The organism is Actinacidiphila bryophytorum (genome assembly GCF_016916835.1).
In the GTDB taxonomy this organism is placed as follows: Bacteria; Actinomycetota; Actinomycetes; order Streptomycetales; family Streptomycetaceae; genus Actinacidiphila; species Actinacidiphila bryophytorum.
The window spans coordinates 78,253-87,141 of the sequence record NZ_JAFFIX010000030.1 but is presented as its reverse complement, the minus strand read 5'-3'; the positions used below and the strand labels follow the sequence as shown (position 1 = coordinate 87,141).

The 8,889-nt window shown below is 69.6% G+C and carries 8 protein-coding genes and 1 pseudogene; 2 read left to right on the top strand and 7 right to left on the bottom strand.

The window, feature by feature from the left end; genetic code table 11:
- Positions 1–329: 329 nt before the first annotated feature.
- The 3 genes and pseudogenes from JT723_RS31110 to JT723_RS31100 all read right to left on the bottom strand — a co-directional run bounded on the left by JT723_RS31110 (position 330) and on the right by JT723_RS31100 (position 3,604).
- A pseudogene (locus tag JT723_RS31110) lies at positions 330–1,417 on the bottom strand (IS630 family transposase).
- Positions 1,418–1,459: 42 nt separating this feature from the next.
- Positions 1,460–1,828 (bottom strand): hypothetical protein, encoded by a 369-nt coding sequence (locus tag JT723_RS31105; protein ID WP_205048198.1) that lies wholly within the window; start codon positions 1,826–1,828, stop codon positions 1,460–1,462.
- A gap of 441 nt (positions 1,829–2,269) precedes the next feature.
- On the bottom strand, positions 2,270–3,604 hold the full coding sequence (locus tag JT723_RS31100; RefSeq protein WP_205048197.1) for a cytochrome P450: 1,335 nt from the start codon (positions 3,602–3,604) through the stop codon (positions 2,270–2,272).
- A 381-nt stretch (positions 3,605–3,985) separates the two neighbouring features.
- Between JT723_RS31100 and JT723_RS31095 the strand changes: the two genes are divergently transcribed.
- Positions 3,986–4,204, top strand: coding sequence for a hypothetical protein (locus JT723_RS31095; protein WP_205048196.1), 219 nt, complete (start codon positions 3,986–3,988; stop codon positions 4,202–4,204).
- A gap of 95 nt (positions 4,205–4,299) precedes the next feature.
- Here JT723_RS31095 and JT723_RS31090 read toward each other — a convergent pair whose 3' ends face one another.
- The gene (locus JT723_RS31090) at positions 4,300–5,577 is read right to left on the bottom strand and encodes an FAD-dependent monooxygenase (RefSeq protein ID WP_265749839.1); all 1,278 of its coding nucleotides are present in this window, start codon (positions 5,575–5,577) and stop codon (positions 4,300–4,302) included.
- Positions 5,578–5,940: 363 nt separating this feature from the next.
- Positions 5,941–6,453: an SMI1/KNR4 family protein gene (locus tag JT723_RS31085; protein ID WP_205048195.1), complete on the bottom strand. Its 513-nt coding sequence runs from the start codon at positions 6,451–6,453 to the stop codon at positions 5,941–5,943.
- 360 nt (positions 6,454–6,813) lie between these two features.
- Here JT723_RS31085 and JT723_RS31080 point away from each other — a divergent pair, with 360 nt between their 5' ends.
- Complete coding sequence (locus tag JT723_RS31080; RefSeq protein ID WP_240166451.1) at positions 6,814–7,626, top strand: hypothetical protein; 813 nt, start codon at positions 6,814–6,816, stop codon at positions 7,624–7,626.
- Between the two features lie 27 nt (positions 7,627–7,653).
- Here JT723_RS31080 and JT723_RS31075 read toward each other — a convergent pair whose 3' ends face one another.
- The gene (locus JT723_RS31075) at positions 7,654–8,067 is read right to left on the bottom strand and encodes a hypothetical protein (protein WP_205048193.1); all 414 of its coding nucleotides are present in this window, start codon (positions 8,065–8,067) and stop codon (positions 7,654–7,656) included.
- Between the two features lie 130 nt (positions 8,068–8,197).
- A complete protein-coding gene (locus JT723_RS31070) occupies positions 8,198–8,683 on the bottom strand; it encodes a hypothetical protein (protein ID WP_205048192.1) in 486 nt (161 codons plus the stop codon).
- Positions 8,684–8,889: the final 206 nt, after the last annotated feature.

Here is an 8,889-nt window from a genome sequence, read left to right as displayed (position 1 = left end):
TCCGCGGTGCGTGGCCGTGCTTCGCACGGCCTGCCCGCGGCTTCGCCGCGGGTCAACCCCTCCGCTTCGCTTCAGGGCTGACGGCCCGCCAGCGGACTCGGCCCTCGCTCCGCTCGGGTCCTGGCGGCGCCCTCACGGAGTCCTGCAACGAGCAAGCTGGCCAGGAAGAGGGGGCAGAGTGGTGAGTCCCGAGAAACGGGGGCCTGGCTCTCCAGCGACTTCCCATGCCCACCACTCTCCTCTCGCTGCGCCACGCCGATGCCTCAGTCAGCGTTTCAGCCTCCGGGTATAGGTGACGCATTGTTGATTTTCTGTTCTGTGCGGTCGAGCTAGTGTCCTGAGTCGTTAATTCGTGTGCAGTACGCGGCGAGGGTGTCGAGGATGTCGTCGGCGGTCTTCATCCAGACGAACGGCTTGGGGTTCTTGTTCCACTCGTTGATCCAGCCGCGGATGTCCCGTTCGAGTTCGACGACGCTGCGGTGCGCCGAGCGGCGAAGTTTGCGGCAGGTCAGCTTGGCGAACCAGCGCTCGACGAGGTTGAGCCAGGACGCCGAGGTGGGGGTGAAGTGCAGGTGGAAGCGGGGGTGTCGTAGCAGCCACTTCTTGACCGGCTCGGTCTTGTGGGTGGCGTAGTTGTCCAGGACCAGTGGAGTTCGAGGTGCTGGGGGACGGCTGCGTCGATGACCTTCAAGAAGCGGAGGAACTCCTGGTGGCGGTGGCGGCGGTAGTGCTGGGCGATGACCGAGCCGGAGGCGATGTCCAGAGCGGCGAACAGGCTGGTCGTGCCGTGCCGGATGTAGTCGTGCGTCATCTTCGCCGGCGTGGCCGGTGCCATCGGGAATACCGGTTGGGTCCGGTCCAGGGCCTGGATCTGCGACTTCTCGTCCACTGCCAGGACCAGGGCGTTCTCCGGCGGGGCGAGGTAGATGGCCACCACGTCGCGGACCTTGCTCACGAACTGCGGGTCGGTCGACAGTTTCCACGTCTCCACGATGTGCGGCTTGAGGCCGAACGCCCGCCAGATCCGCGAGACAGCCGACTGCGACATGCCCGCCGCCTGGGCCATCGAACGCGTCGACCAGTACGAATCACCCGCCGGCGGCGACTGACCGAGTGTCCTGGCGACCAGGGCTTCGACCTGCTCGTCCGTGATCTTTCGCGGTGCCCCCGCGCGCGGTCGGTCCACCAGGCCTTCCAGCCGGTCCGCAACGAACCGGGCCCGCCACTTGCGCACCGTCTCCCGCGAGACGCCCAGGTCATCCGCGACCTGCGCATTCGGCCGACCGTCCGCGCACGCCAGCACGACCCTCGACCGCAACACCAGCGCCTGCGAGGCGGTCTGCTTGCGTAACCAACCCCGCAGCACCCGGCGTTCATGATCGGACAACTCCAACGGCAACGGCTTGGGACCAGGCACCGACCCACCCTGCAACCGCAAGAGAACTAACGACTCAGGACACTAGCGCCGATACCACTGCCCGAAGTCGAGTCCGGTCGGTGCGATGCCGCTGTCTGCCGGCCGGAGATCCTCCCAGACGGTGCCCTTGTGCAAACCTGTCATGACGAGCAGCGAGGAGTAGCCGCAGCCTTGCTCGCTCAGGAAGACCACCCCCACCTCTTGCGCGTCGTAAAGCTCTTCGTAGCGCGCGTCCCAGGCCGCGAACGCGTGACGGAACGCGTCATCGGTGGCAAAGGCCTCCGCTTTGGGTTCCTGTGCGCTCAGCGCGTCGAGCTCCTTTTGCAGGGTTTCCGCTACGAAAGGCAGCGCGGCCTTTCCGGTGGGGGTCGGCTGCGCCGGGTAGCAAGGCCGATACCGCTCCACTGCCATCCGCGGTCGTTCGGGACAGGCGTCATCAGGCCATAGTCAGGGCCGGCACCTCCGGCTCCGACGTGGAGCAGGAAATTCCGGTAGGGGGCGGGCACGGTGGCGCCGAGAGCGGTCTCCAGGGCCTGGACCTGTTCGGCTTGCATGACCGGACCAAGCCGAAAACCATGCCCGCGGACACCGAAGACCGATTCACTGCCTGGGAATTTGCCCAGTCTGAGTACCCGCTCCCGTACTCCGACCCATGTGTCCTCACTCATGGCTAGACGCTAGGGCATACCTGGCGCGCGCCCCAGCGGGTTTCCATGCAGCCTTGGTCCACCCGAGCAGACGGCTCATTGCCGGTACGGGTTGACGGCCCGACAAATATGAGTCCCTCACGATCTCCGATCGGCCCACTGCCGCGCAATGCATCCAGCGCTACCGGCAGGAGAGTTGTGGGGCTCAGCTGATAGCGGGCCGTGCGGTGAGTCGTACCCGGAATGATGCTGGTGAGAGGACGAGTCGGGCCGAGCATGTGACGGGGCCGCCGATCGGGGTCAGTTCCCACCGGCTCAGCAGGGATGCCAGGATCACGGTCGCTTCTGCTTCTCCGAACTCTTCCCCGATGCATTTGGTGGCGCCTGCGCCGAATGGCAGGTAGGTGCCGCGTGTGGTGGGTGGGCCGGTGAGCCAGCGGTCTGGGTCGAAGCGGGCGGCATCGTGGTGGACGTCCTCGCGGCGGTGGAGGAGGTAGGGGCTGACCAGCACCATGCTGCCCGTCGCCAGCCGGTGTCCGGCCAGCGTTGTGTCGCGTGTGGCGGTCCGTAGTGTCAGCCAGCCCGGCGGGTAGAGCCGCAGGGTCTCCTTGACGACTCGGCCGGTCAGTTGCAGCCGTGGCAGATCCGCGAAGCCTGCGGTCCGCCCGCCGAGGACCGCGTCCGTCTCGGCCCGCATCGCGGTAAGGACGTCGGGGCGGCCCGCCAGCAGATGAACGGCCCACACCACAGCCGACGACGTCGTCTCCCCGCCGGCCAGCAGCAGCACGGCGACCTGGTCAGAGAGTTCCTGCTGCGACAGGGCGCGGCCCTCCTCGTCGCGGGCCGCGAGAAGTCGGGACATCAGGTCGTCGTGCCCGGTGCCCGGTTCGCCGTAGCCCGCGATGAGCCGGCGGACCTGGGCCTGCCAGTGTGCGAGAGCCCGGGCGTAGCGGCGGTTGCCCGGTGTCGGCAACCGGCCGATGCCGGGTAGTGCTGCTCGGGAGGTGAGGCCGGTGAGGAAGACGTCGAAGGCTGTCCGCAGCTCCCGTGCTTCGTGTGGGTCCAATCGGGAGGAGAACAGGGCAGCGAGTGCCACTTTGGTGGTCAGTTCGAACATGGCCTCGGTGAGGTCGAGGACCGTACCGTCCTGCCAGTCGGCGGTGGCCGCCGTTACCTGCCTGCGCATCACCTCGACGTAGCCGCGCAGATGCTCGTGCCGGAAGGCGGGTTGCATCACCAGTCGCTGCCTGCGGTGATCGTGGTATCCGGCGGTCGCGAGACCGGCGCCCATGGCCTGGCGCACTTTGTCGTAGACCGGGCCGGTGCGGTCGAAGCGCCGGAAGTCGGTCAGTACTTCGTGGGCCACGTCCGGGTGGCAGGCCACGTACGCGCGCCACGGGCCGAGGCGTACCTGCGCCAGGTCCCCGTATGCGGGCAGGGATTCCAGGAATCCCAGGGGGTCGCGCTGCAGTCGCAGGACGTGACCTACTACCGGGAGGTTCCCGGGTACCCGCCAGAACCGTGTGCCGTGATCGCCCAATGTCGGGCTCCGTTCCTGCTCGTGTGGTCCAGGAGTTGTTCGCCCTTACTGTCCTTCCCGGTCCCGCCCAACCATGCAGGACGCGGCGTCGTGCTGCCTTCACCATGCAGCACGGCGACGGCGTGCGGGGCAGCGGTGGTGAAGGCTCGGGGCGGCCGTGCAATGCCCTGGGGCGGAGCTGCCGTCGAAAGTGGGTGGTCCCCTTAGGTATGTGCGTCAAATATTAGTGTGCGCTAGGCTCTGGATTCATACGTGACCTCCGGTGGGGCACCCGCGGGGATTCGCATCGCTCCGGGGACGCACCGGGCCAGCGGCAGGGGCAGCAAACCGTGGGCTGCGATCCACGACAACACCAAGGTGCCGGCGGACCGCCGCCTGGGCATGACCGCGAGACCCCGGGTGTGGGAGGCGCCGCCGGAGCCGGGAAACGGCAGCGGCGGGGCTCCGGTGGTGGTGGCGGGCATGGACGACGACCGGGACGGGCGGTTCGGCGAGGTGGCGTACAAGTTGACGCTCTCGCAGGCCCGCAACCTCGGGCTGGTCGCGGGACTACCGGTCGTCCGCGTCGACGTCACAGACCCGGAACTCCAGGCTGCATAGCTGCTCGGGATGCAGGACCGCTCCGACAGCGTGCGCGGCAGCCGGCTCGCGGCCCCGCAGGCCGCCTCAGTAGACACAACCGTCCAGACCCCCTGCTACGGCCCTGCCGGGGCTGCGGCGGCCGGCGACCCCGCGTAGTCGGGGAGCTCGATGCCGTTGATCGCGCGGCCGACCAGATCGGTGAACCACTCGCCGGTGAAATCGGGGCGCGGCTCGGCGTCTGGGCCGGGGACGTCGCGGCTGCGGGCGTTCAACCGGCCGATCTCCTGGTTGGCCTCGACGAACGGGCGCATCCGCGCCTCGTAGCGGGCGAACCCGGTGGCGGGGTCCCAGCCGGCGGTGGCCAGTTCTCCGGCCAGCAGGTAAGCGCCGACCAGTGCCAGCCCGGTGCCCTGCCCGGACATCGGCGACGAGCTGAACGCCGCGTCTCCGAGCAGCGCCACCCGTCCGCTCGACCAGCGGTCCATCACCACCTGCGCGACCTGGTCCAGGTAGAAGTCCGGGGCGTCGTCCAGGTGCGCGAGGATGTCCGGGGCCAGCCAGCCCAGGCCCGCGGTCCGCTCACGCAGCAGGCGCTTCTGGGCGGGGACGTCACGGTAGTCGGCGTCGAAGTCCGCGCAGGCGAAGGTGAACATGGACATGGCCCGGGTGGCGTCCTGGACGGGTCGCAGAAGGGCGGAGCGCCCGGACTCCTGGTCCTGGTACTCCAGCAGCCAGCGGTCCAGCCCGAACTCGTTGGGCACACTGTAGAAAGCCAGCACATGGCCGAGGTGGCGCAGGAACCGCTCATGCGGTCCGAAGGCCATCGCCCGCAGCGGCGAGTGCAGCCCGTCGGCCCCGACCACCAGGTCGAAGCGCCGCCGGGCACCGCCCGCGAAAACCACGTCGACCCTGTCCGCGCCCTGGGTGAGTTCGGCGATCCGGTCGCCGAAGACGTACTCGACACCGCCGCGGGTGTCGTCGTAGAGCAGCCGGGACAGGTCCCCGCGCAGGATCTCGATGTCCGCGATGAAACCGTCGCCACCGTCGTCGTCCGCGCGGAAGGTCTCCAGCACGCGCCCGCCGGCGTCCACCGTGTGCGCGCCGGCGGTGTCGGTGCACGCCGCGCGGACCACGGTGTCCAGCCCCATGCGTCTGATGACCTCCCTGGCCACTCCTCGCGCGTCCACCGCCTGTCCCCCGGGACGCAGCCCGGGAGCCCGCTCCACCACCGTCACCTCCGCCCCGAACCGGTGCAGCCAGTGGGCCAGCGCCGGACCCGCGATGCTCGCCCCCGCCACCAACACCTCCGGACCGCTCACCCGCGCCCCCTGCCGACCCGACCGGATCGTGCGCTCCTGCCCGGAGTCCTCGACGCCCATCACTGCCTCCATGCGTTTCCTCCCGCGCCGGAACGTTCCCGGCACCAGCCCGCCCCTCCGGCGGACCCGACAGGATCGACTGCCCAGCCACACGAAACTCATCGGTGCGGCGGAAACCACAATCCGCACACAACCCGCAGGACACCAACGCTGATACACACCTGATCGGCATGGGCTGCCCCGCCCGGTCAACCCAGGTTCGCGACCAGGGCCCGGACGGCGCGCGCTTCGAGGCCGGCGGGGCCTTCGAGATGACGTTCCTGCTCCCCCTCGTCGTGGGCGCCTGCATCCTCCTCGACCGTGAAGTGCAGGCACTGTGCATCCCCCGGCGGAGCCGACCCCGGCACATCCGCCCGAACGCCGATACAACCGCTCCTAGGCCAGGGACTCGTAGAACGGGCGGTCGGGGAAGGAAGAACCCGCCATGACGTCCTCGCCCCTGAGGAATGCCAGCAGCCAGTTGCCGAAAGTCATCTCGTAGAGCATGAACTCACCGGAGTCCAGTTCCTGGACGGCCACGGACCACGGCGCCGCCTTGTCAACCGGTATCCGCAGGAAGACAGTCTCCGCCGTCGTGCCCGTCGCGACTGGGAGCAGCTCTCCGGGGGCGGCTCCCGCTCTACCGGGAAGGAGTTCGGCTGAATCCTCCTCACGCCAGAAACCGATCAACTCCCTGATCTCCTCACCCAGATTCCTGATCGAATGCCCGGGGTGATCGAGGTACAGCTTTCCACTGATCAGAACAGGCCCGTACGCGTCGGTGATCTCCCGGAAGTCGGCAGGGAAGGAAACCCCGAACTCCTCCTCCAGCCGCGCCCAGGGGGCAGGATCAGACCAGTGGAAACCGGGCTGACCCAGAAGTGCTGTGATGTCATCGAGTACCGCCATACCTCCCCCTCACAGCCGTCGGATGCACACGCGACCGGAGTCTAGGCCCTACCCCCGACACGCCAGCACCGCCGGCACAGCAGCGGACGACGTCGCCGGATGGGTGAATCACATGACGGGAGCGACGGACGGTCAGCGAACCACCCCGTCGACACGTTGGTGCGTGTGACGCCAACCCCGGGGCAGCCGACAGCACCCAGCCGTGCGAGGCCGTCACCCCGGCGGAGGACACTGCGAGCACACCACCGATACGGCAGGCCGGGCGCGGTCACGGGGGATCTGCTCCAGAGGGCCGATGGGGGGCGGCCCCGGTGAAGGGGTCGGTGGGCGAAGGCTCAGCGGACATGAGGGGGTATGGGTATGCCGGGCACGGTGCGGGTGGTGTTTGTGGACGCCGCGGACGGGAGCGAGTTGGGGAGGACCGAACTCAGCGCCGGGCAGTTGCCCGGGCCGTTCGCGTCGGCGATGCGCCTCGAACTCGCGGGAGAGCCCTGGGACGTCGTTCGGGCCGAACCGCCGGACGCCGGCGAGTTCGTTGCCGGCGGGAGCCTCGTGCTGAGGCTGAGCCGGGTCCAGGTGGCCGCGCCGGAGGACGTGAGCTACTCACTGGCGACCATCTGCGACACGCTCCCGCCGACCGGAACCGCGCAGGCCGGCGCCGGCGCTCTCTTCGGGATCCACCAGGACGACTGGCGGCAGACCGAGATGCTGTCCCGGCAGGTCGCCGCGGAGGCCGAGGCCGAGCTGCGTGCGATCCGCCGGATCCACCGGGAGCATTCGAGGCTCGTCGGGCAGGGCCACTCTGCGCTGCGCGCCTTCGACATGATCCACATCCGCTGGGCTCCGCGTGCGCCCCTCGCCGGAGCAGACGTCTGTGGGCGGCGCCTGTCCTCACGGCGGCGCGCCGGCAGCATCCCGTACGAAGGCGTCACCCACGACGGCGGGCGCAGCCGTGCAACCGACTCGTTCCCGATCAACGTCGGCTCGCTCACCCTCCATGGCCAGACCTACGGCGACCACGTCGAAGTCCTGTGCCTCACTCCCTCCCCGAGCACCGCGGCCGAGCCGGCCGCAGTCCTCGCGCAGGCCATGTGTGAGTACGACCTCGTACTCGTCGACTGGTGCACTGCCACGGTTCGGGACCCCTCCGGCATCGGCGAGTTCCTGGCATGAACAACCACCGCGGGCTCGGTCAGGGGGTCACAGGGTGCGGGTGCAGCCTGAGCGGGTGCAGTACTCGCTCGCCACCGTGTCGCCGTGTTCCTCCAGCATGTAGATGACGACGCGCTGGACACCGCCGGGCAGGTTGATGCTGAAGGACGTGTTCAAGGTCGCGTCCGGGCCGCCCGCCGACGCCCAGTCGCTGCAGCCGCCGCCTGCCTCCACGCTGCCGTTGTAGCCGTCGGCGCAGATCGCTCGCTGGCCGCTGGCCGCGTGGACGACGCCGCTGAGGGAGGCGGTGTAGCCGCTCGTGAAATGGATCGAGCCCGAGGTCTGGCTGTTGCCGTACGCCATGGAGAAGGGCATGTCCACCGCCGCCGCGTGCGCCGGTGCCGCGGCGAAACCCACTGCCGCCGCGGCCGCCAGAGTGGTCGTCAGGAACGTCTTGCGCATGGTCGGCACCCTCTTCGTCGTACGGGCTTCGGTGGGCGAGTGTCAGCGACCGACATCGTCGTGCCTTCCGGCAGCCACGGGCAAGAGCGGGCACGAAGGCGTACGGGGTACGGGCCTCACCGCCAGCTCATCAGACGCGCACGGCACCCGACAGGGCCGCGAGGCGGGACGTGGATCGCGGGATGTGGTCGGTCACCATCACACGCACCGCCTCGCGCCACGGCAGGTGCCGCTCGGGGAGCGGCCGGCCGGTGCTGTCCAGGAGGTGGAGGGCGACGGGTGTCGCGGCCAGGCTGTCGGGGGTCGAGGTCACCGTCTCCACCAGCCAGCCCGCGTCCGTGCGGAGCCGCGCGATGCGCTCCTGGTATGAGGTCGACGCGCACAGCGCGGCGACGGCCGCCTCGTCCACGGCCGCCCGGCAGTCGACGACCGCCGCATGGCCGGCGAGGACGTCGCGGGCCGCGGCGGCAAGGGCGCGGTCGGCGAGCAGCGTCCGGGTCAGGGCCGTGTCGGCGGCGGCGCGGTCGTCGGGGTCGAGTTTCTCCCAGGCGTCGCCTACGGCCTCGGCGGCCGCCGTACGAAAGGCGTATGCCGCTTCGAGGGGCACGCTGTCCATGGAGAACTCCCGCGGGTCGAGGGCACTGGTGCCATGAGCTGTAGGGCCTGCCCGGAGCCGCCCTGCCGCGTCCAGGCAGCCGGAGAAGCGTCCGGGTCCGGCCGGCGGGTCGGCAGGTGACCCGCCACGTGGAACGAGGTGCGGGGATCGGCGTCAGCCGGACATCGGGGGCACGGAGATCGTGAGCGAGCCGGGACCGGGCGCCC